22 protein-coding genes are annotated in these 20,712 nt (G+C 69.4%); 9 read left to right on the forward strand and 13 right to left on the reverse strand.

Annotation, left to right across the window (positions count from 1 at the left end; translation table 11 throughout):
- Positions 1-55: 55 nt before the first annotated feature.
- Positions 56-460: a hypothetical protein gene (locus EFL95_RS15700; RefSeq protein WP_123235062.1), complete on the reverse strand. Its 405-nt coding sequence runs from the start codon at positions 458-460 to the stop codon at positions 56-58.
- Between the two features lie 49 nt (positions 461-509).
- Here EFL95_RS15700 and EFL95_RS15705 point away from each other — a divergent pair, with 49 nt between their 5' ends.
- Positions 510-1,277 carry an SDR family oxidoreductase gene (locus EFL95_RS15705; RefSeq protein ID WP_123235063.1) on the forward strand — a complete coding sequence of 256 codons (768 nt, stop codon included), beginning with the start codon at positions 510-512 and terminating at the stop codon, positions 1,275-1,277.
- Here the strand turns inward: EFL95_RS15705 and EFL95_RS15710 are convergent.
- Both EFL95_RS15710 and EFL95_RS15715 read right to left on the reverse strand, forming a co-directional pair.
- Entirely contained in the window at positions 1,274-2,140 is an 867-nt protein-coding gene (locus EFL95_RS15710) for an N-acetylmuramoyl-L-alanine amidase (protein ID WP_246004997.1), read from the reverse strand. The genes EFL95_RS15705 and EFL95_RS15710 overlap by 4 nt on opposite strands.
- A 28-nt stretch (positions 2,141-2,168) precedes the next feature.
- Positions 2,169-2,720, reverse strand: coding sequence for an arsenate reductase/protein-tyrosine-phosphatase family protein (locus EFL95_RS15715; RefSeq protein WP_123235064.1), 552 nt, complete (start codon positions 2,718-2,720; stop codon positions 2,169-2,171).
- 91 nt (positions 2,721-2,811) lie between these two features.
- Between EFL95_RS15715 and typA the strand changes: the two genes are divergently transcribed.
- Positions 2,812-4,713 carry a translational GTPase TypA gene (typA, locus tag EFL95_RS15720; RefSeq protein WP_123235065.1) on the forward strand — a complete coding sequence of 634 codons (1,902 nt, stop codon included), beginning with the start codon at positions 2,812-2,814 and terminating at the stop codon, positions 4,711-4,713.
- 71 nt (positions 4,714-4,784) lie between these two features.
- Here the strand turns inward: typA and EFL95_RS15725 are convergent, their stop codons facing one another.
- The 5 genes from EFL95_RS15725 to EFL95_RS15745 form a co-directional block, all read right to left on the reverse strand.
- Positions 4,785-5,834: a hypothetical protein gene (locus EFL95_RS15725; protein ID WP_148045072.1), complete on the reverse strand. Its 1,050-nt coding sequence runs from the start codon at positions 5,832-5,834 to the stop codon at positions 4,785-4,787.
- A gap of 7 nt (positions 5,835-5,841) precedes the next feature.
- Entirely contained in the window at positions 5,842-7,323 is a 1,482-nt protein-coding gene (locus tag EFL95_RS15730; protein ID WP_123235067.1) for a sugar transferase, read from the reverse strand.
- Entirely contained in the window at positions 7,320-7,625 is a 306-nt protein-coding gene (locus tag EFL95_RS15735; RefSeq protein WP_183407213.1) for a DUF2516 family protein, read from the reverse strand. Before EFL95_RS15735 ends, EFL95_RS15730 begins: the two co-directional genes overlap by 4 nt.
- A 141-nt stretch (positions 7,626-7,766) precedes the next feature.
- Positions 7,767-8,357: a hypothetical protein gene (locus EFL95_RS19595; protein WP_183407214.1), complete on the reverse strand. Its 591-nt coding sequence runs from the start codon at positions 8,355-8,357 to the stop codon at positions 7,767-7,769.
- A 1-nt stretch (position 8,358) separates the two neighbouring features.
- Positions 8,359-8,811 carry a helix-turn-helix domain-containing protein gene (locus EFL95_RS15745; protein WP_123235380.1) on the reverse strand — a complete coding sequence of 151 codons (453 nt, stop codon included), beginning with the start codon at positions 8,809-8,811 and terminating at the stop codon, positions 8,359-8,361.
- Between the two features lie 188 nt (positions 8,812-8,999).
- Here EFL95_RS15745 and EFL95_RS15750 point away from each other — a divergent pair, with 188 nt between their 5' ends.
- The 6 genes from EFL95_RS15750 (at position 9,000) to cysN (ending at position 15,196) form a co-directional block, all read left to right on the forward strand.
- On the forward strand, positions 9,000-9,989 hold the full coding sequence (locus EFL95_RS15750) for an asparaginase (RefSeq protein WP_123235069.1): 990 nt from the start codon (positions 9,000-9,002) through the stop codon (positions 9,987-9,989).
- A gap of 23 nt (positions 9,990-10,012) precedes the next feature.
- Entirely contained in the window at positions 10,013-11,170 is a 1,158-nt protein-coding gene (gene cysC, locus EFL95_RS15755) for an adenylyl-sulfate kinase (RefSeq protein WP_123235070.1), read from the forward strand.
- 21 nt (positions 11,171-11,191) lie between these two features.
- Entirely contained in the window at positions 11,192-12,154 is a 963-nt protein-coding gene (locus EFL95_RS15760; protein ID WP_221176471.1) for a sulfite exporter TauE/SafE family protein, read from the forward strand.
- A gap of 9 nt (positions 12,155-12,163) precedes the next feature.
- Positions 12,164-12,841 carry a histidine phosphatase family protein gene (locus EFL95_RS15765; protein ID WP_123235071.1) on the forward strand — a complete coding sequence of 226 codons (678 nt, stop codon included), beginning with the start codon at positions 12,164-12,166 and terminating at the stop codon, positions 12,839-12,841.
- A 142-nt stretch (positions 12,842-12,983) separates the two neighbouring features.
- On the forward strand, positions 12,984-13,898 hold the full coding sequence (gene cysD / locus EFL95_RS15770) for a sulfate adenylyltransferase subunit CysD (protein WP_123235072.1): 915 nt from the start codon (positions 12,984-12,986) through the stop codon (positions 13,896-13,898).
- The gene (gene cysN / locus EFL95_RS15775) at positions 13,898-15,196 is read left to right on the forward strand and encodes a sulfate adenylyltransferase subunit CysN (protein ID WP_123235073.1); all 1,299 of its coding nucleotides are present in this window, start codon (positions 13,898-13,900) and stop codon (positions 15,194-15,196) included. Before cysD ends, cysN begins: the two co-directional genes overlap by 1 nt.
- A 307-nt stretch (positions 15,197-15,503) precedes the next feature.
- Here cysN and EFL95_RS15780 read toward each other — a convergent pair whose 3' ends face one another.
- From EFL95_RS15780 to ygfZ, 4 genes are all read right to left on the reverse strand, one after another.
- Entirely contained in the window at positions 15,504-15,956 is a 453-nt protein-coding gene (locus EFL95_RS15780; protein WP_123235074.1) for a hypothetical protein, read from the reverse strand.
- A gap of 131 nt (positions 15,957-16,087) precedes the next feature.
- Positions 16,088-16,477, reverse strand: a complete 390-nt coding sequence (locus tag EFL95_RS15785) for a PPOX class F420-dependent oxidoreductase (protein WP_123235075.1) — start codon at positions 16,475-16,477, stop codon at positions 16,088-16,090.
- Between the two features lie 10 nt (positions 16,478-16,487).
- Positions 16,488-17,708, reverse strand: a complete 1,221-nt coding sequence (gene manA, locus EFL95_RS15790; protein WP_123235076.1) for a mannose-6-phosphate isomerase, class I — start codon at positions 17,706-17,708, stop codon at positions 16,488-16,490.
- Positions 17,709-17,803: 95 nt separating this feature from the next.
- A complete protein-coding gene (gene ygfZ / locus EFL95_RS15795) occupies positions 17,804-18,754 on the reverse strand; it encodes a CAF17-like 4Fe-4S cluster assembly/insertion protein YgfZ (protein ID WP_123235077.1) in 951 nt (316 codons plus the stop codon).
- A gap of 95 nt (positions 18,755-18,849) precedes the next feature.
- Between ygfZ and EFL95_RS15800 the strand changes: the two genes are divergently transcribed.
- Positions 18,850-20,325 (forward strand): flavin-containing monooxygenase, encoded by a 1,476-nt coding sequence (locus EFL95_RS15800; RefSeq protein WP_148045073.1) that lies wholly within the window; start codon positions 18,850-18,852, stop codon positions 20,323-20,325.
- Here EFL95_RS15800 and EFL95_RS15805 read toward each other — a convergent pair.
- Positions 20,277-20,711, reverse strand: a complete 435-nt coding sequence (locus tag EFL95_RS15805) for a Fur family transcriptional regulator (RefSeq protein ID WP_123235079.1) — start codon at positions 20,709-20,711, stop codon at positions 20,277-20,279. The two genes, EFL95_RS15800 and EFL95_RS15805, sit on opposite strands and share 49 nt — an antisense overlap.
- Position 20,712: the final 1 nt, after the last annotated feature.

Below are 20,712 nucleotides of genomic sequence, written 5' to 3' on the forward strand. Positions count from 1 at the left end.
GCGATTCTCTCCCATTCCCGGGAGGATGCGGCCAGCGGGCGAGGCGGTGAAACGGTCAGCGGTGGGTCGGGCGGTACCCGTGCGCCCCGTGCACCTGGGTCGCGGCGCGCCCGCTCAGCACGGCGATGACCAGCACGAGGAGCCCGGCGAGCACCCAGCTGGCCGCATTGGCGCGCCAGCCGCTCCCGGCGTCGTGGATCGCCTGGTCGACCACCTGCCAGATCGAGATCCCGAGCGCCGGGACCGCGACCGAGACCAGCAGCCGCAGCCAGACCGGCGCCGCCAGCGCCACGCCGTAGCCGAGCAGCACCAGCGCCCAGACCGCGATCGTGTAGCCGGCGACGGCCAGCAGGCGGTGCCACTCCGGTTCCTGACCGGTGATGAAGGACAGGCCGCCACCGGCGGCGAGAAGGACCCCTCCCAGGGCTCCGAGGACAGCAGCTCCGAGTCGCGTGCTCATGCCAAGATAATTGCTCCGCCGTACCCCGTTCCAAACCAGGAGAAACGCGTTGAACGCCACTGCATCGTCGAACGCCCGCACCGCCGTCGTCACCGGGGCCAGCAGCGGCATCGGCGAGGCGACCGCCCGGGCCCTGGCCGCGGACGGCTTCCGGGTGGTCTGCGCCGCTCGGCGCACCGAGCGCGTCGTGGCGCTGGCCGCGGAGATCGGCGGGGTGGCCGTGACCTGCGACGTCACCTCGGAGGAGTCGGTGGCCGCCCTCGCCGCCGCGGCCGGCGACCGCGTCGACGTCCTGGTGAACAACGCCGGCGGTGCGTACGGCGCGGACAAGGTGGAGGGCGCCGACCTGGACGACTGGTCGCAGATGTTCGAGGTCAACGTGCTCGGCGTCGTCCGGGTGACCAAGGCGCTGCTGCCGGCGCTGCGGGCGACCGGAGGCGGCCTCGTGGTCAACATCGGCTCGACCGCCGGACAGGTCGCCTACGCCGGCGGCGGCGGGTACACCGCGGCCAAGCACGGCCTGCACGCGCTCAGCCAGACGCTGCGCCTGGAGCTGAACGGCGAGCCGATCCGGGTCACCGAGATCGCCCCCGGGATGGTGCACACCGCGGAGTTCTCGCTGGTCCGCTTCGGCGACCAGGACCGGGCCGACGCGGTGTACGCCGACGTGGACCGTCCGCTGGTCGCCGGCGACGTGGCCGAGGCCGTGCGCTGGGTCGCGGGCCTGCCGGAGCACGTCAACGTCGACGAGCTGGTGATCCGCCCCGTCGCCCAGGCCGCGCAGCACCAGCTGCACCGCGGGCCGATCTTCGGCTAACGCCCGAGGTAGTCGCGGATCCCGGCGACCAGGGCCCCGGCGTACCGAGCGCGTCCGACGGGGCTGGTCATCCGTCGCGCGTCACCGGCGTTGCGCATGTTGCCGGCCTCGACCATCGCGACCGGGACGTCGGACAGGTTCAGCGTCGCCAGGTCCCAGCGCGTGTCCAGCCCGAACCCGTGGTTGATGTAGTTCGACCGCGCGAGGCCGGCGTCGTCGAACCCGGAGCGCAGCGCGAGCGCCAGCCGGCGGGAGGCCGCCACCACCTCGGTGCTGCGGGCGTTCCGTGCAGCCGGGGTGATCACGTGGAACCCGTGACCGTAGGCGGGGGCCCCGTCCGCGTGCAGGCTGACGGTGAGGTCGGCGTGCACCGTGGCTCCGAACCGGCCGCGCTGGTCGACGCACGGCCCCCAGGCGGACTCGCTGTTGGTGGTGCGGTCGAGCAGCACGGTCGCGCCGAGCTTCTCCAGGCGCGCCTGGACCAGGCGCATCACCGTGTAGTTGAACGTCGCCTCGGGGTAGCCGCCGTTGGTCTCGGTGCCGGTGGTGTTGCACTGCTTCACGAACCCGCCGGCCGGCACCAGCCGCTGGATCATGGCCGGGAACCGGCCGTTGCCGAGCTGGTGGCCGGGGTCCAGGGCGATCCGTACGCCGGCCAGCGGCAGCTCGGGCGCGGCGACTCGCGGCGCGGCCGCCACCGGCGGAACCGGGACGCCCGGGTCGGTCGGACGCTGGGCCGATGACGGGCCGGGCGCTGACGCGACCAGCGCGACCGCACCGGCCGCGGCGGCCAGGAGCGCGGCCGCCTTGGCCATCACGGCGCGAGCGTCCGAGCGCACGAGCTTGCTCGATGCCGAGGACACGAAGCGCCGTTGACGAGCGGAGCGAGGATCATCGATCCAAGCCCTTGGCGATGCGCTGGACGGCCTCGTTGATCGCGGTGGCCGCGGCGGCGTGGATCTCCGCACCCCGGCGGAACGGGTCGGGCACGTCCTGCTCGACGTTGCCGGCGGCCGAGCGGTGCGCCCCGGCCCACCGGACCAGCTCCTCGGCACTGCTGCCCTCGCCCATGTCGGAGAGGGCCGCGAACTCGAGGATCGTGAAGGTCCGGCGCAGCGCACCCGGGTTCTCGGCCAGGACCTGCGAGCGCAGGTCGCGGGTGGCGGTCAGCACCAGGTCGGCGTCCTCGATCATCTCGGGGAGCAGCTGGCGGGCCGCGAAGCCCTTGGAGTTGCCCCCGAAGCCCTCCAGCTCGGCCGCGGCGTACTTGCTCATCGCGTAACCGACCATCGCCCCGACACCGGCGCTGCTGACCGCGAACCGGTCTGAGGGCAGGCGCGCAGCCAGCAGGCGCTCACCCACCGGGGAGCGGCAGACGTTGCCGATGCACACGAACAGCACCCGGAAGACCGGGGCCTGATTCGCTGCTGGCAAAGAGGACATGCGATCCACGATAGACTTCGGGGTCGTCGTTCGACGCACTCTCACCGATACACGTGACCCGTCTCACCCCTGCCCGAAAGGCACCAGCAGCATGTCCTCCACCACCCGCGCAGACCTGCGCAACGTCGCCATCGTCGCGCACGTCGACCACGGCAAGACCACCCTGGTGGACGCGATGCTGCTCCAGGCCGGCGCCTTCTCCGCCCACCAGGCCGAGGGCGTCGCCGAGCGGGCGATGGACTCCGGTGAGCTCGAGCGCGAGAAGGGCATCACCATCCTCGCGAAGAACACCGCGGTGCACTACGCGGGTCCGGCCGCCGAGGGCAAGCCGATGACGATCAACATCATCGACACCCCCGGTCACGCCGACTTCGGCGGCGAGGTCGAGCGCGGCCTGTCGATGGTCGACGGCATCGTGCTGCTGGTCGACGCCTCCGAGGGCCCGCTGCCGCAGACCCGCTTCGTGCTGCGCAAGGCGCTCAACGCCGACATGCCGGTGATCCTGGTCGTGAACAAGACCGACCGTGGCGACGCCCGCATCTCCGAGGTCGTCGACGAGACCTACGAGCTGTTCATGGACCTGCTCGACGAGTCGCACAGCCAGGACGCCCTCGACTTCCCGGTCGTCTACGCCTCGGGTCGTGCGGGCATCGCCTCGCTGGAGCAGCCCGAGAACGGCACGATGCCCGAGGGCAGCGACCTCGAGCCGCTGTTCAAGACGATCCTGGAGACCATCCCGGCGCCGACGTACACCGAGGGCGCGCCGCTCCAGGCCCACGTGACCAACCTCGACTCCAGCCCGTTCCTCGGCCGGCTCGCGCTGCTGCGCATCCACGAGGGCACCCTGAAGAAGGGCCAGAACGTCGCCTGGATGAAGCGCGACGGCACCAGCAAGAACGTCAAGATCACCGAGCTGCTCGTCACCGAGGGCCTCGAGCGCAAGCCGGGCGAGTCCGCGGGCCCGGGCGACATCGTCGCCATCGCCGGCATCCCGGAGATCACCATCGGCGAGACCCTGGCCGACCCGGAGAACCCGGTCGCGCTGCCGCTGATCCACGTCGACGAGCCGGCGATCTCGATGACCATCGGCACCAACACCTCGCCGCTGGCCGGCAAGGGCCCGACCAAGAACACCAAGGTCACCGCCCGCCTGGTCAAGGACCGCCTCGACTCCGAGCTGGTCGGCAACGTCTCGCTGCGGATCCTCCCGACCGAGCGCCCGGACGCCTGGGAGGTCCAGGGACGTGGCGAGCTGGCGCTGGCGATCCTGGTCGAGCAGATGCGCCGCGAGGGCTTCGAGCTCACCGTCGGCAAGCCGCAGGTGGTCACCAAGGAGATCGACGGCAAGCTGCACGAGCCGACCGAGCGCCTGACCATCGACGCCCCCGAGGAGCACCTCGGCGCGATCACCCAGCTGCTGGCGCTGCGCAAGGGCCGCATGGAGCAGATGACCAACCACGGCACCGGCTGGGTGCGGATGGAGTTCCTGGTTCCCTCGCGCGGCCTGATCGGATTCCGGACCGACTTCCTGACCCAGACCCGCGGCACCGGTATCGCGCACCACATCTCCGAGGGCTACGAGCCGTGGGCCGGTCCGATCCAGTCGCGCTCGCAGGGCTCGCTGGTCGCCGACCGGTCCGGCGCCGCGACGGCGTACGCCATGACGAACCTGCAGGAGCGGGGCGTCATGTTCGTCGAGCCGACGACCGACGTCTACGAGGGCATGATCGTCGGCGAGAACTCGCGCGCCGACGACATGGACGTGAACATCACCAAGGAGAAGCAGCAGACCAACGTCCGCTCCTCCACCTCGGACAACTTCGAGAAGCTCATCCCGCCGAAGAAGCTCAGCCTCGAGCAGTGCCTGGAGTTCTGCCGCGACGACGAGTGCGTCGAGGTCACCCCGGACGCCGTGCGGATCCGCAAGGTCGACCTGGACAAGAACGACCGGGCCAAGACCGCTGCGCGGGCGCGCGCGGCGAACAAGGGCTGAGCACAGAGCTCGTCAGGTTTCGACAAGCTCAACCAACACGGCTGGAAGGCTCAACCACCGTCCGGAGCACCTCAACCACCGAGGCGGTCGTAGACCGAGTTGTAGACCGAGCCCTGGGTGACCTTCGACGGCTTGTTCGCCGGGGTGTCCGCCTCGCAGCTGATCGCGTAGCGACCGACCGCATCGGGCCAGGCGTTCACGTCGATCTCGGCGACGCCGCTGAGGCGTGGGTCTGACGAGACCGACCGCAGGTACGCCGTACAGGCCTGGTCGAGCGGGGCGTAGAAAGCCGCACCCTCGTCCAGGTAGGCACCGCCGGACGACCGACGCAGGGCGCTGTGACCCGGGAACAGGCCGCTGGCCACAGCTCCGCTGACGTCGAGGTAGGCGATCCGCTCGCGGTCGTGAGGACGGGCGCAGTCGACGTAGATCCGCGGCCCGCTGGCGATGCAGGTGCGCAGCACCGTCGGCAGCGAGCTGGTGCGCAGGGCGGCGTACCGGAGCGGGCTCGGTTCGTCCTGGACGAGCAGGCACGCGAACAGGCGTTGCCCGCGCTGCCACTGCTCGAGGGTGGCGGGAGCCCAGGTGGTGCGGTAGCCGGCGGGCAGCGCGGGTTGGAGCGAGGCTCCGGCGACGCCGCTGCGGGTGGCTGCCGACGACAGCGTGTCGTCCATGCAGGCCTGGTTCACCGCGGCCGAGAGCAGCGCGAAGTCGAGCGTCTGCGTCCGCATCAGCTGCCCGTAGTCGCTGACCAGCGGCGTGACCGCGGCCGCCTGCACCAGCCGGTACACCTCGATCGCGTGCTTGGCCGAGCAACGCCGCTTCTCCAGGAACGCGGGCCGGTCCTTCGTCGCGTACGCCGCGTCGAAGTAGGAGATCGCGAACGTGGCGGCCAGCTTCAGCGCGAGCTGCGGGTCCTCGCCGAGCAGCTCACCCGTCCAGCACGTCCCTGCCGCGAGGTTCAGCGTGGTGGCCGGACGTGCAGGTGCCGGCTGCGGGCCGGTGACGACCGGAGCGGTGGCGCCGAAGCTCTCCTCGGGTGCGGGGATCGCGCTCCCCATCGAGCAGCCGGTGAGCAGCACGCCAGCAGCAGCCAGGCTCCCGACCACTCGCCAGCGCATCGCCGACCTAGTACGCGCCGTGGGAGACGATGACCGCCTTGACGGTCCGCAGGATGATGACCAGGTCGATGACCATCGACCAGTTGTCGACGTAGTAGAGGTCGAGTCGGACCGACTCCGCCCAGGTCAGGTCGGAACGACCGGAGACCTGCCACAGGCCGGTCATGCCCGGCCGGACCAGCATCCGGCGGTGGGTGTCCTTCTCGAACAGCTCGACCTCGGCAGGGAGCCGCGGTCGGGGACCGACCAGGCTCATCTCCCCGCGGAAGACGTTGACCAGCTGCGGCAGCTCGTCGATCGAGTACTTGCGGATGAACCGTCCGAACCGGGTGATCCGCGGGTCGTTGGCCATCTTGAAGAGGACCTCGTCGGACTCGTTGTGCTCGGCGAGATCGGCCTTCAACGCATCGGCGTTCACGATCATCGAGCGGAACTTGACCATCTGGAACTCTTCGCCGTTGATGCCGACGCGGGTCTGCCGGTAGAAGATCGGCCCCCGGTCCTGCAGCCAGATGATCAGCCCGGTGACGAACAGCAGCGGCGAGAGGAACGTGACCACCGCGGTCGCCGCGGTGAGGTCGAAGATGCGCTTCATCCAGCCGCCGGCGCGGTCGCTCTGCGGCTCCTCGACCTGCACGAACGGCAGTCCCGCGACGTGGCGCATGTGCACGCGCGGGCCGGCGATGTCGGTCAGCGCCGGCACCACGAGCATGTCGAGGTCGAGACCCTGGAGCTCCCAGCCCAGGCGACGCAGGTCGGCGCCGGAGGAGTAGGAGCCACCTGCCACGATCACGCCGTCGGCGCCGGTGTCGATGGCGACCCGACGGACGTCCTCGATGTCGCCGAAGACCGGGACACCGATGTGCGAGGTGTCCTGGCCGCCGGGCACGCACATGCCGACCAGGCGGTAGCCCATCCACGGCGCGCGGGCGAGGACCTCGACGATCTCGGCGATGGCGGTCGGTGAGCCGACGGCGATCATCCGGATCGAGAGCCGGCCCTCACGGCGCGCGCTGTGCAGCGTCTGGCGGTCGATGTAGCGGACCAGCAGCAGCAGCGGCGCACCGAGCGCCAGGAAGATGATCGGGTAGCCGCGGGTCGGCTGGTTGTAGGACAGGAAGCCGCCCATGCAGGCGATGCCGAAGGTCACCGCCGAGGCGATCGTGATCGCGCGGAACTCCTCGAACCCGGCCCCGTAGTTGCGGGTGCGGTAGGCGCCGAAGAGCACCAGCATCAGCAGCCAGATCGCGATCAGGCCCGGTCCGAGCAGCGGCGCCCAGTGGAACGGGTACGGCGGCTCGGCCCAGTACTTGTCGACCGAGCGCTGCCACTCCCAGGCAAGCACCGAGGTCACGAACAGCACGCCGGCGTCGAGCAGGAAGACGCCGATCAGCATGTTGCGGATGCGCTGGTTCAGCCGCTGCCGCTTGGGCACGTCGGGATCGATGAACTGGCTCTGCCCGGTCTCGTCGGCCACGTCGCTGCTCATCGGCGCCGCGTGACTGCGGCCAGCGCCGGCTTCACGTCGACCAGGTACACGAACGCGGCGACGGTGCCGATCAGCGACAGCAGTCCGTACGGGCGCTGGTCGTTGTAGACGACGGCGGGAATGATGTGCGCGGCGAAGGCCAGGCCGGTGATCCAGAGCCACGCGGTCTTGGTCTGCTTGTCGGCCGCGGGGAACGCAGCGGCCGGACGGGTCAGCGCGTCGATGAGCGCCCACATCTTCACGACGGTCAGCGCGAGAAAGATCAGCCCCAGGACGGAGCTCTCGAGCTGGAAGGTCTGCACCACCCCAGCCTAGAGTGCGCGCGCTGCGCCGTCCCGACTACCGGGACATGTCGGCTCGGATGTCGAGACACGGAAGAGCCCCCGGGCGGCGACCCGGGGGCTCTTCGTTCGACGCGGATCAGACGATCCGCACCGGTGCGATCAGGAAGCCTTCTTGGCGGCAGCCTTCTTCGCGGGGGCCTTCTTGGCCGGAGCCTTCTTGGCCGGAGCCTTCTTGGCAGCGGTCTTGGTGGCCGGAGCCTTCTTGGCGACCTTCTTCGCGACCTTCTTGGCCTTCACGTTCGCAACAGCCTTGACGCCGTCCTTGCGGACCGCGGCGACGAACTTCTCACCCTTGGCGGCGAGGTCGGCGTAGGTGCTGTTCAGCTCCTCGAGGGCCTCGTTCAGCTTGGCCTCGAACTTCGCCGGGAACTCCTTGGCGTCCTTCTGCAGGTCCGCGATGCGGGCCTCGAACTTGGCCTGGGCGTCCTTGGCGTCGGCCTGCAGCTTCTCCACGCGGGCCTTGGCGTCCGCCTGGACCTTCTTGGTGTCGAAGTCGACCTTCGAGGCACGCGCCTGGGCGCTCTTCGCGTCGGCCTGCAGCTTCTCGATGCGGGCCTGGGCGACCTTCTGGGCCTCGGTGGCGTAGCCACGGGCGTACTCGACAGCGAGCTCGGTGGCGCCGGCGACGGCGAACAGCGGCTTCACGGCCTCGGTCTTGATCTGCTCGGCATTGAACTGGGTCTTAGCCATCTCAATTTCCTTCGGTTGGGTTCGCCGACACGGAGTCATCCGGCCGGACGTCGGTGGGGTTTTCTGTGGGGGTGGTGGTGCTCGGAGCGTCAGTGCTCTCGTCCTGCTCGGTCGCCGTGCTCGCGTTCTCAGCCCGGAAGGACTGGTACACCGCGAGCAGGGCCTGCTTCTGCTTCTCCGTGAGACCGGGGTCAGCAAGAACAGCAAGCTCCACGGAACGGACCTGGTCGTCGTCCGGGTTGAGGATCCCGGCCTGGACGTAGACCTGCTCCGCGGAGATCCGAAGTGCCTTGGCAAGCTGCTGCAGCACCTCGGCCGACGGCCGGCGAAGACCGCGTTCGATCTGGCTCAGGTAGGGGTTCGAGACCCCCGCCAACTCGGCGAGCTGACGCAGGGACATCTCGGCGGCTACCCGCTGCTCGCGCAGGTACCCTCCGAGCGTCTCGACGGTCATCCCGACCTTGGATTTCTTGGCCACGTGCCCATCCTTGCTAACTATTGCTAGCACTCGCAACTCGAGGGCCGGTGAGACGGGTCACATCACCCCCTGAAAACAAGGTCAAATGCCCTGATCCGCCTGCTAGCAACCAGCATGACTACCCGTCCCGAACGGGGCCCAAACGTCCGTTTAAGGTGAGATGCATGGCAGACGCAGTCCTGGTGGAGCGGAGCGACCGACCGGATGCCGTCGTGGCCGAGGTGGTCCGCTCCGGATTCGTCGAGGGAGCCCACCGCGGGACCGTGGTCGCGCTGGCCGCTGACGGGAGCCGCGCCCTCGAGATCGGCGACGCCGACGCCACGATGCTGCCGCGCTCGTGCAGCAAGCCACTCCAGGCGCTCGCGATGGTCCGTGCCGGCCTCGACCTCGACGGCGAGCTGCTGGCGCTGGCCTGCGCCTCGCACTCCGGGGAGCCGTTCCACCTCGACGGCGTACGGCGGATCCTGGCCGGCGTCGGCCTGGACGAGTCCGCCCTGCAGAACCCACCGGGCTGGCCGCTCGCGGACGCCGCCGAGGAAGCGCTGATCCGCGCGGGCGGCGAGCAGAGCGTGCTGGCGATGAACTGCTCCGGCAAGCACGCGGCGATGCTGGCCACCTGCGTCGCGAACGGCTGGTCGACCGACGACTACCTCTCCCCCGCACACCCGCTCCAGCAGGCGATCGCGGCGACCATCGCCGAGCTGACCGGCATCGCGGTCGAGGTGGCCGCGACCGACGGGTGCGGTGCCCCGCTGCTGTCCACGTCGGTGACCGGACTGGCGCGTGCGTTCTCCGTGCTGGCCACCAGCGAGGAGCCCGCGGCCCAACGCGTCGCCGGTGCGATCCGTGCGCACCCGGAGTGGGTCTCGGGAACCACGCGTGACGAGCTGGTGCTGCTGCGCGCGATCCCGGGTGCGATCGCGAAGGCCGGCGCCGAGGCCTGCTACGTGGTGGCGCTCGACGACGGTCGGGCCTTCGCCCTGAAGATCTCCGACGGCGCAGCCCGGGCGAGACCGGTGGTGATGGCCGCCCTGCTGACCCGGCTCGGCGTGGACGTCGAAGCCGGTGTCGACACCGCTGCGGTCCGCTCGACCGGCGCCGCACCGCTGCTCGGAGGCTCTGTGGTCGTGGGCGAGATCCGCGCTGCCTTCTGATCCTTCTCTGGCACGATGACCGCGTGCCAGCCCAGTTCTGCCCGACCCCGTGCGCGCTCGACGACCTCGAGCTGCTGCTCAACGGCGGGTTCGCGCCGCAGACCAACTTCGACGACGAGGGCCCGATCCGGCTCGCCCTGCCGGCCGAGCTCGCCGACGAGGCCGAGATCGAGATCGTCGACCCCGAGGGTCTGCCGCTGGCGACGTGGACGCCGGGCGGACTCACGCCGCTGAGCGCCCCGTCGTACGGGCCGTTCCGCCGACTGCACCTCGACCCGACCAGCGCCCGCGCCCAGCACGCCGGCGCCCTGACGGTCCCGGTCGCGGCGGCGCTGACCGACGACGACCTCGCCGCCATCCAGGAGGCACGCGAGGGCCGCGACGTGGTGCTGCTCGCCTTCGTCGGATCCGGTACGCCGCAGGACATCAGCCCGGTCGGCCTGGTGCGCGCGTCCCTGGCCGCCGCCGAGCTGCTCGGCAACGCCTACGTGGTCGCCGCGACCCTGGCGGCGCACGGTGACCCGGAGGCCGATCACGAGCTGGGCCAGCGGGTCGCCGCCAACTACGCCTCCGGGGACGTCCTCGCCGTCACCGGCTCCGGCGAGCTCCCGATCGAGATCGCCGGCATCGTCGACACCGACCAGCCCGAGGAGCCGGGAGTGGTCGTGTTCTTCACCGGCCTGTCCGGCAGCGGGAAGTCGACTCTCGCCCAGGCGCTGCTCGACCTCGTCCTCGAGGCCGGCCAGCGCACCGTGACGAGCCTGGACGGCGACGTCGTGCGCCGGAACCTGTCGGCCGGGCTGACGTTCTCCAAGGCCGACCGCGAGACCAACATCCGCCGCATCGGGTGGGTGGCCGCCGAGATCGCGCGGCACCGCGGCATCGCGATCTGCTCCCCGATCGCGCCGTTCGACGAGACCCGGCAGCAGGTGCGCGCGATGGTCGAGGCTGCGGGTGGCGAGTTCGTGCTGGTGCACGTCGCCACCCCCTTGGAGGAGTGCGAGCGTCGCGACCGCAAGGGCCTCTACGCGAAGGCCCGCGCCGGCGAGATCCCCGAGTTCACCGGCATCTCCAGCCCGTACGAGGAGCCGACCGATGCAGCCGTTCGGGTGGACACCACCGGACGCACCATCGAGGATGCACTGGGCGACGTGCTCGCCGTCCTGCCCTTCGACCTCTGATCAACCCACCCGGAAGCAGACATGACCCCCCTGCTGATCGATCTCTGGACCACTGACGCGCTCCGGATCCTTCTCGTCGCCTTCGGCGTCGGCATCGTCGTCGGCCTGACCGGGATGGGCGGTGGCGCCCTGATGACGCCGGCGCTGATCTTCCTGGGCATCAACCCGGCGACCGCGGTGGCCAACGACCTGGTGGCGGCCAGCGTGAACAAGACCGTCGGTGCCGCGGTGCACTGGCGCAACGGCTCCCCGAACCTGCGGCTGGCCGGGCTGCTGATGGCCGGCTCGGTGCCGTTCGCGTTCGCCGGCGGCTTCATCGTCAAGGCGGTCGGCGACGAGGAAGCACGCACCGACTTCCTGACCACGGCGATCGGCTGGGCCCTGCTGCTCGCCGCCGGCAGCTACGCGCTGCGGATCTACCTCCAGCTGCGGCTCGTGGCCAACGGGAACGAGGTCCCAGCCGAGGAGCCGCACATCCGCGCGGTCCCGACCGTGCTCGTCGGCGCGTTCGGCGGCCTGCTCGTCGGTATCACCAGCGTCGGATCCGGATCGCTGATCATGGTCGCGCTGCTGCTGCTCTACCCGACGATGACCGCGCTGCGCCTGGTCGGCACCGACCTGGTGCAGGCCGTCCCGCTCGTGCTGGCGGCTGCGGTCGGACACGTGGTGAACGAGGGCGTGGAATGGGTCGTGCTGATCCCGCTGGTCCTCGGCGGCAGCCCGGGCACGTTCCTCGGCGCGAAGATGACCAACTGGGTCTCCCAGTCGGTGATCCGACGCGGCATCGTCATCGTGCTGACCCTCACCGGCTTGAAGATGCTCGGCGTCCCACCGGAGACGATCGGCTTCATCGGCGCCGGCATCCTGCTGCTCGGCCCGCTCGCCTGGGGCTTCATCCGGCAGATGCACGGTCTCCCGAATTTCGACAACGATTCAACTGCTTGGCGCTTGCCCGAGGACGAGGACGAGACCGCGACTCCGTAGAGTCGGCCCATGCGCCTCCTCCTGCTGCGTCACGGTCAGACGCACGGCAACACCTCCGGCGCGCTCGACACCGCGTTCCCGGGCCTGGACCTGACCGACCTCGGCGAGCGCCAGGCCGAGGCAGCGGCGCGGGTGCTGGAGAGCACCGGCCTCGACGGCATCTACGTCTCGCCGCTCGTGCGCACCCAGCAGACCGCGGCGCCGCTGGCCACGCTGACCGGGATCGCGCCGGTGATCCTCGAGGGCCTCCGCGAGATCGCCGCCGCCGACTACGAGATGGCCACCGACGAGGAGTCGATCCTCGGCTACATCGGGACCGTCGCCGACTGGATCGAGGGCCGCTTCGACACCCGGATGTCCGGCGGTGAGGACGGGCACGAGTTCCTGGCCCGGTACGACGGCGCCATCGCCGAGATCCTGACTTCCGGCCACAAGGCAGCGCTGGTGGTCAGCCACGGGGCCGCGATCCGCACCTGGCTCTCGGCCCGCGCGACCGATGCCGCGACGCACGCCATGGCGACCGAAGGCCTCGCCAACACCGCCTTGATCGAGCTCGAGGGCGACTTCGCCTCGGGGTGGAGCATCCTGTCCTGGACCTCCGAGCCGATCGGCGGATCGTTCCTGTCCGACGAGGCCGCCCCGGACCCGACCGGCCACGGGACCGACGAGGTCCTCGACGAGCCCTGACCGTTTTCGGTGATTGAGCCTGTCGAAATCCAGAAAAATAGAACGTGTTCCACTCACGTGAGATGATGGTTCGGCGTACCGGTTCCGCTGGATACGATGTGCGCTGCCCCGAAAGGGCATGCAGTCCCACGAGAGGCCTTTCATGACGCAGACCCACGTCGACTACCAGCTCAGTCAGCTCGACCAGCTGGAAGCGGAGTCGATCCACATCTTCCGCGAGGTCGCGGCGGAGTTCGAGAAGCCGGTGCTGATGTTCAGCGGCGGCAAGGACTCCATCGTCATGATGCGTCTGGCCGAGAAGGCGTTCTACCCGGCCAAGATCCCGTTCCCGGTGCTGCAGGTCGACACCGGCTACGACTTCCCCGAGGTGCTCGCGACCCGGGACAACTGGGTCAACCGCCTCGGCGTACGACTGATCGTCGCCTCGGTCGAGGAGGCCCTGGCCAAGGGCATCGTCGTCGACGACGGCAAGACTTCGCGCAACCGCCACCAGATCGGCACGCTGCTGAACGCCATCGAGGAGGAGGGCTTCACCGCCGCCTTCGGCGGTGGCCGCCGCGACGAGGAGAAGGCCCGCGCCAAGGAGCGCGTCTACTCCCACCGCGACGAGTTCGGCCAGTGGGACCCGAAGAACCAGCGCCCCGAGCTGTGGAGCCTGTACAACGGCCGCCTGCACGCCGGCGAGCACATGCGGATCTTCCCGATCAGCAATTGGACCGAGCTCGACATCTGGCACTACATCGGCCGCGAGGGCATCGAGATCCCCTCGATCTACTTCTCCCACCAGCGCCGGGTCTTCGAGCGCGACGGGATGCTTCTGACCGAGTCGGAGTTCAACCCGTGCAAGCCGGGCGAGGAAGCCGCTGAGCGGACCGTCCGGTTCCGCACCGTGGGTGACCTGACCCTGACCGGCTGCGTGGAGAGCACCGCCTCCACCATCGACGAGATCATCGACGAGATCGCCGTCGCCCGACTGACCGAGCGCGGCGCCACCCGCGGTGACGACCGGTTCTCCGAGGCAGCCATGGAAGACCGCAAGAAGGAGGGGTACTTCTGATGGGTGCCGACAACGCACTGGAGACCGCCCAGAACGTCGGTCGCAACATGGACCTGCTCCGCTTCGCGACGGCCGGCTCGGTGGACGACGGCAAGTCGACCCTCATCGGTCGCCTGCTGCTCGACTCCAAGTCGATCTTCGAGGACCAGCTCGAGGCCGTCGAGGCCACCAGCCAGTCCAAGGGCTACGACTACACCGACCTGGCGCTGCTGACCGACGGTCTGCGCAGCGAGCGCGAGCAGGGCATCACCATCGATGTCGCCTACCGCTACTTCGCGACCCCGACCCGCAAGTTCATCATCGCGGACACCCCGGGCCACGTTCAGTACACCCGCAACATGGTCACCGGCGCCTCGACCGCCGACCTCGGCCTGGTGCTCGTCGACGCCCGCCAGGGCCTGACCGAGCAGTCCCGCCGGCACGCGGTGATCCTCTCGCTGCTCCGCGTCCCGCACCTGGTGCTCGCGGTGAACAAGATGGACCTGGTCGACTTCGACGAGGACACCTTCAAGAAGATCCACGCCGAGTTCACCTCGTTCGCGACCAAGCTGAACATCCCGGACCTCGAGGTCATCCCGATCTCCGCGCTCCAGGGCGACAACGTGGTCAACCGCAGCGAGAACATGCCCTGGTACCAGGGCCCGTCGCTGATGCACCACCTCGAGAACGTGCACGTCGCCTCCGACCGCGACCTGGTCGACGCCCGCTTCCCGGTGCAGTACGTGATCCGGCCGAAGTCGGACGACTTCCACGACTACCGCGGGTACGGCGGCCAGCTGGCCTCCGGCGTGCTGAAGCCGGGCGACGAGGTCGTCGTGCTCCCCTCGGGCATGACCTCGACCATCGCTGGCATCGACCTGTTCGACCAGGAGATCGACGAGGCCTTCCCGCCGATGTCGGTCACGATCCGCCTGGCCGACGACGTCGACGTCTCCCGCGGCGACATGATCGCCCGGATCAAGAACGCGCCGACGCCGAGCCAGGACATCGACGCGATGGTCTGCTGGATGACGACCGAGCCGCTGCGCAAGGGCCAGAAGCTCGCCATCAAGCACACCACCCGCACCGGGCGTGCGCTGGTCAAGGACATCCAGTACCGGCTCGACGTGAACAGCCTGCACCGCGACCAGGAGACCGGCGAGCTCGGCCTCAACGAGATCGGTCGGGTTCAGCTCCGTACGACGGTGCCGCTGCTGTGCGACCCGTACGCCAAGAACCGGACAACGGGCTCGTTCATCCTGATCGACGAGGCCACCGGGGTCACCGTCGGTGCCGGGATGATCAACAGCGGCAGCTGAACGTCCGGGACCGGCACGCTTTACGAAGCCGACTCTGAGTTCCTCCGCAAGCACAGCTTGCAGTCGACAGGCAGCGTGGTCGGGCTGAACTCCGTCTTGGGCAAAGCCGGGGATCTCGGCCCCGGACATCCCGCAGAGCGTCTTCCCGCCCGTGAAGAAGTGAACCTTCTTGTTCTTTGTGTTCTGAACTGTCGTGATGTCCACGTCGTCATCGTTACAGGGCTCAGCCGAGATGACACTGGTCCTACCGGACGAAGAGCTCGGTCTTCTTCGCGTAGAACCGACGACCTAGCTCGCGGAGCCTGGTTCACCGGATCTTGATGTACGACGGCAGTTCCTGCGGCAGGTCGTCACGGATCTCCTCGAACACTCGTCGGGGGATGACGAGGTCAACGCCCCGGCTAAGCGCGGCCATGATTGCGTCAGAGACTCCATTGACGTGCTCGAAACTCGGTTCGCCCTTCCGCTGTGCCGAAATTGCCCCGGCAAAGGGCACGTCGAGCGCGACCAGTTCAATCGGGGCGTCGCTGTAGTCCCTCTGGATCCTCTTGCGCTCGCCAACAAGAGATACGCGTGCGAGGGCTATGACCAAGATCGAAATAGGCCAGTAGAGGCCAGCGATCGTGGCAGCGACGACGGCCAAGACTGCAGATCGACTCTTGAAATGGGCGAAGGTTCGCGACCAGACGAAGACGAAGCCAGGAAGGTAGAGGATCCCCACGGCCAGCACCGTGCCGACGCCCTCTGCAAGCCCAGACATGGCCCGAGCCTATTCGTGCACGGGTCCCCGCAGACGCCGCTCGCGTATACCGACGCACCTGAGCAGATCCTGCGGCGTCCGAGACGGGGCGAGCTGACGCGCCAGGATTCAGCCGGCAGCGACTGAAATGCTCACGCCCTCCGGATGCGGATCCCGATCGACGCCTCGGTTCCACGCAGCCGGCTGAAGAAGGTGCCGATGGTCCCCTGGATGCGGTACTTCCGGTTCACGATCGCCCGCACCCGCTTGGTGTCCGCATGCTCGAGCACCTCAGCCTGACCGGACACGATCACGGCGCCGTCCTTGACCCGACCCCGGACGTCGCACGGCTGAAGCGTGACGGCCGGGTTGTTGCGAACGCGCTTCACCTTGAAGGCACCGGTGTCGGAGAAGAAGTAGAGGTCGTCACCGTCGGGGGCGATCCACACGGGAGTGGAGACGGGGCTGCCGTCCTTGCGGTAGCTGGTGAACGAGACGTACTGCGCGCGGCCGACCTCGGCCCATGCCTGCTCGTCGGTCATGCCGGAGTCCTCACTCGTGCGGGAGCGACGGGTCGCGCCAGGTGGGCACTGCCTCGACCAGGCGGGAGGTCAGGTCGGCCGACGACGGCACGTAGGCCTGGGCGACCTCGCCGAGGCCGTGCACCGCGACGCCGCTGTCCTCAGGCGACAGGTAGAGCGACTCACCCCGGCCCAGGGCGATCTTCTCGCCGGCGTCGGTCGTGACCGTGACCTCTCCCCCGGTGCAGACGAGCACGCTGCCCTCGGAGCGGACCAGGGCGACGCCCTCGGCGACGGCCGGTGAGATCTGGGTGACCGCGAGCGCGAAGCCGCCGCCGGCGGGCGAGAACACCTCGGTGTCGTACTCGAGGAAGTCGGGGGTGACCCGCGCGACGCGGGCCATGCCGCTCTCCAGGCAGGCCACCAGGCCTGCGGTGTCGATGTGCTTGGTGGTCAGACCGGCGCGCAGCACGTTGTCCGAGCTGGCCATCACTTCGATGCAGAGCCCCTTGAGGTGGGCGTGGATCACGCCGGTCTCGAGGTAGGCGGCTTCGCCGGGCTGGAGCGTCATCCGGTTGAGCATCAGGGAGATGACCACGCCCACGTCGTCCGGGTAGTGCTCGGAGATCTCGACGGCAGTCTGGTAGGCGCGCTTGATGTCCAGCCCGAGGGAGGCGAGCGTCCGGCAGGCACCGACGATCTGGTGGACCTCGTTGGGTGAGACGTCCTCGCTGAGCAGCATCTCGATGACCCGGACGATGGTCGCGAAGCCGGTCTTGGCCCGCAGCTCGTCGGCGATCCGGTTGCTGAGCGGCGTGTTCAGCGGTCCCATCACGCGCAGGATCTCGGCACTCGGCCGGAACCCGATCAGGCTGTCGAAGGTGGTCAGCGCGTAGACCATCTCGGGCTTGTGGTTCGGGTCCTTGTAGACGCGGTGCGGGGCGTCCAGCGGGATGCCCTCGGCCTCCTCGCGGGCGTAGCCAGCCTCGGCCTGCGCGAGCGAGGGGTGCACCTGGAGCGACAGCGGACGCTCGGCCGCGAGCAGCTTCACCATGAACGGCAGGTCTCCGGCAACATCGGAGAGCGGCTTCTCGCGACCGTCTTCGCACACCACGGCCGACGGGCTCAGCGCGTGCGTGCCGATCCACACCTCTGCGACCGGGTTGCCGTCACGGCGGTCACCCAGGAATTGCGGGATGGCGTCGACCGAACCCCAGTCGTAGTGCTTGATCCCGTTGCGCAGCAAGTGCATGGGTTCCAGCCTAGTTCGGGGCCCTGACTCTGCGCTGAAGGATCGAGGTTTCGACAGGCTCAACCAGCGAGGGCGGTCAGCACCAGCGAGGTCGGTCAGCCGAGCTGAGGACGCACGTGCAGGCCCACCTCGGGGTCGACGACAACCTCCTGCGCGGCGGCGATGCCGTCGGCCTGCAGGGTCGCGTCCAGAGGCACGTTGCGCTTGACCAGACCCAGTGCGATCGGGCCGAGCTCGTAGTGACGGGCGGCGGTGCCGACCACGCCGATCTCCCGGTCGGCGAGCACGATCGGCGCACCCTGCTTCGGGAGTCGGTTGTCGGAGCCGTCCAGGTGGAGCAGGGTCAACCGGCGCGGCGGCCGGCCGAGGGTGTGCACGCGCGCGACGGTCTCCTGGCCGCGGTAGCAACCCTTGTCCAGATGCACCGCGCTCGGGATCCAGCCGACCTCGTTGGGGATCGTCCGGTGGTCGGTGTCGAGCCCGAACCGCGGCTCGCCGCGCGCGATCCGCAGCGCCTCGAAGGCCCAGAGCCCGGCAGCCGGGCCGGCTGCTTCGGCGTACGCCGGGAGCTCGGTGCGCGACAGCAAGTCGTACTTGCCTGCGCCATCGGCACCGGGGCGCCAGGCGACCGCCAGCCCGTCGGTGACGTCGGTGACCTCGACGCGCATCAGGAAGCGCATCTTGTCCAGGAACTCGACCAGAGCCGGCGCCGCGTCGGGCTCGACGTGCGCGGTGAACGCCTCGCCGTCGTCCGTCCCGTACATCGCGTGCTCGACGTGGCCGTTGGGCGACAGGATCAGCGCCGCGGTCGGCGTACCGGGCTCAAGCCCGAGGAAGTACTGCGTGGTCAGCGAGTGCAGGTACTCGAGCCGGTCGGGCCCGCTGACCCGGATCACCCCGCGGTGCGACAGGTCAACGAAACCCTCGCCCGCCTCCAGTGCGCGCTGCTCCCCGTTGAACGACCCGTAGTGGGCCGCAACCGGGGCGTCGACGCCGTCGCCGGCGACGGCTCCGGGCAGCGTCAGGAGCGGACTGGTCATGCTCATGGGAACAGTGTCGCGCACCGCAACATTCCTGGCGGGGCCGAGGTCCGCGGGCGGCAGCCCTTGACACGACCGTCCCCGTGTTCGACGTTCTCCCCATGGACGAGACCTTCGACGTCGTGGTCGTGGGTGCCGGCGTCTCCGGAATGGCGATGGGCCTGGCACTGCAAGAGACCGACCGGACGTTCGTCGTCCTCGAGAAGGCCGGGGAGGTCGGCGGCACCTGGCGGGAGAACCGCTACCCCGGCCTGACCATCGACGTGCCGGCGGCGATCTACACCTACTCCGGGCACCGCAACCCGGACTGGACCCGGTTCATGCCGGGCCACCGCGAGATCCTCGAGTACCACCGCGACGTCAGCATCGAGTCGGGACTGCGCGAGCACATCCGGTTCAACGCCGAGGTCGTCTCCGCTGACTGGACCGGCTCGGAATGGGTCATCGCCACCCGGGACGGGGCGACGTACCGGGCTCCGGCCGTTGTCTTCGCCTCCGGGTTCCTGCACCACCCGGCGTACCCGTCGATCCCCGGGCTCGAGACGTTCGCCGGCGAGACCGTGCACTCGGCGTGCTGGCGCGACGACATCGTCGTTGAGGGCCGCCGCGTCGGCGTGATCGGCAACGGGTCGACCGGCATCCAGCTCGTCTCCGCCCTCAGCGGAGTGGCCTCGCACCTGACGAGCTTCCAGCGGACCGCGCAGTGGGTGTTCCCGCTCCCGAACTTCGACATGTCCGAGCGCCTGCGCCGATGGTTCCGCAACTCCCCGCAGATCATCGAGCGAACCGTGCACACGGTCGACTGGATCGCCGACCGGATCCTGGGCGGCGCGACCGTCCGGCCGGGCATCAAGCGCAAGGTGCTCGGCAGGATCGCCCTCAAGAACCTCAACACGGTCAAGGACCCTGAGCTGCGCGCCAAGCTCACCCCGACCGAGAAGCCGCTGTGCCGACGCCCGATCGTCTCGACGAGGTTCTACAAGGCAGTTCAACACCCAGATGTTGAAGTCTGCACGGCGCCGATCAGCGAGATCACTCCCGCCGGCGTGGTCACCGAGGACGGCACCACCCACGAGCTCGACGTGCTGATCCTGGCTACGGGCTTCCGGGCGCACGACTACATGCGGCCGATCGCCGTGACCGGTGTCGACGGGGTCACCCTCGACGAGGCCTGGGCCGATGGTCCGTACGGGTACACCTCGATCGGGATCCCGGGCTTCCCGAACCTGTTCATGGTGCTCGGCCCGCACAGCCCGCTGGTCTCGATCAGCATCCACGGCAGCGCCGAGCTGCAGTCGCGCTACATCCTGCAGGTGCTCGACCACCTCGACGAGAAGAACCTGCTGGCCGCGATGCCGACGACGGAAGCCGCCGGACGCTGGCTGGACTCGATCACCGCCGGGATGCCGGACACGATCTGGGCGACCGGTTGTCACAGCTGGTACGTCGGTGAGGGCACCACTCCGGTGCTCTGGCCCTACGACCTGAAGCGGTGGCGCGAGGTCCTCGGCGCTCCGGTGTTCTCGGACTACGAGTTCGTGGAGTCCCCGGTGCCGGCCGCGCAGTCGGCGCACTGACCGAAGACGCTCAGGTGCCCGTAGTCGGGCGTGAACCCCTGCTCGTCCACCAGTGACTTCAGCGCAGCCTCGAACTTGCCGGTTCCGACGCTGATCACCTTGTGGCACCCGCGGCAGACCAGGTGGGCGTGCTCGTGCCCGCCGGCTGCGTGGTACGTCGGAGCCCGATCGGTGAGGTGCGCGTGCTTGATCAGGCCGAGCTCGTTGAGCAGCTCGAGGGTCCGGTAGACGGTGGAGAGGTTGATCGCCTCGGACCGCGTGCGCACCTCCGCGTAGACCTCGTCAGGGGTGGCGTGGCCGAGCGTCTCGACCGCGGCCAGCACGAGCTCGCGCTGCGGGGTGAGCCGGTGCCCACTCGCCCGCAGCCGCTCCTGCCAGTCGCTCATC

Source organism: Nocardioides marmorisolisilvae (genome assembly GCF_003725775.1).
Classification (GTDB): domain Bacteria; phylum Actinomycetota; class Actinomycetes; order Propionibacteriales; family Nocardioidaceae; genus Marmoricola; species Marmoricola marmorisolisilvae.

What these genes read in the sequence shown, in the direction of transcription:
- EFL95_RS15700 (WP_123235062.1), bottom strand. Translation starts at nt 460, where the DNA reads ATGAGCACGCGACTCGGAGCTGCTGTCCTCGGAGCCCTGGGAGGGGTC.
- EFL95_RS15715 (WP_123235064.1), bottom strand. Translation starts at nt 2,720, where the DNA reads ATGTCCTCTTTGCCAGCAGCGAATCAGGCCCCGGTCTTCCGGGTGCTG.
- typA (WP_123235065.1), top strand. Translation starts at nt 2,812, where the DNA reads ATGTCCTCCACCACCCGCGCAGACCTGCGCAACGTCGCCATCGTCGCG.
- EFL95_RS15725 (WP_148045072.1), bottom strand. Translation starts at nt 5,834, where the DNA reads ATGCGCTGGCGAGTGGTCGGGAGCCTGGCTGCTGCTGGCGTGCTGCTC.
- EFL95_RS15730 (WP_123235067.1), bottom strand. Translation starts at nt 7,323, where the DNA reads ATGAGCAGCGACGTGGCCGACGAGACCGGGCAGAGCCAGTTCATCGAT.
- EFL95_RS19595 (WP_183407214.1), bottom strand. Translation starts at nt 8,357, where the DNA reads ATGGCTAAGACCCAGTTCAATGCCGAGCAGATCAAGACCGAGGCCGTG.
- EFL95_RS15745 (WP_123235380.1), bottom strand. Translation starts at nt 8,811, where the DNA reads ATGACCGTCGAGACGCTCGGAGGGTACCTGCGCGAGCAGCGGGTAGCC.
- EFL95_RS15750 (WP_123235069.1), top strand. Translation starts at nt 9,000, where the DNA reads ATGGCAGACGCAGTCCTGGTGGAGCGGAGCGACCGACCGGATGCCGTC.
- EFL95_RS15760 (WP_221176471.1), top strand. Translation starts at nt 11,192, where the DNA reads ATGACCCCCCTGCTGATCGATCTCTGGACCACTGACGCGCTCCGGATC.
- EFL95_RS15765 (WP_123235071.1), top strand. Translation starts at nt 12,164, where the DNA reads ATGCGCCTCCTCCTGCTGCGTCACGGTCAGACGCACGGCAACACCTCC.
- cysD (WP_123235072.1), top strand. Translation starts at nt 12,984, where the DNA reads ATGACGCAGACCCACGTCGACTACCAGCTCAGTCAGCTCGACCAGCTG.
- cysN (WP_123235073.1), top strand. Translation starts at nt 13,898, where the DNA reads ATGGGTGCCGACAACGCACTGGAGACCGCCCAGAACGTCGGTCGCAAC.
- EFL95_RS15780 (WP_123235074.1), bottom strand. Translation starts at nt 15,956, where the DNA reads ATGTCTGGGCTTGCAGAGGGCGTCGGCACGGTGCTGGCCGTGGGGATC.
- EFL95_RS15785 (WP_123235075.1), bottom strand. Translation starts at nt 16,477, where the DNA reads ATGACCGACGAGCAGGCATGGGCCGAGGTCGGCCGCGCGCAGTACGTC.
- manA (WP_123235076.1), bottom strand. Translation starts at nt 17,708, where the DNA reads ATGCACTTGCTGCGCAACGGGATCAAGCACTACGACTGGGGTTCGGTC.
- ygfZ (WP_123235077.1), bottom strand. Translation starts at nt 18,754, where the DNA reads ATGAGCATGACCAGTCCGCTCCTGACGCTGCCCGGAGCCGTCGCCGGC.
- EFL95_RS15800 (WP_148045073.1), top strand. Translation starts at nt 18,850, where the DNA reads ATGGACGAGACCTTCGACGTCGTGGTCGTGGGTGCCGGCGTCTCCGGA.
- EFL95_RS15805 (WP_123235079.1), bottom strand. Translation starts at nt 20,711, where the DNA reads ATGAGCGACTGGCAGGAGCGGCTGCGGGCGAGTGGGCACCGGCTCACC.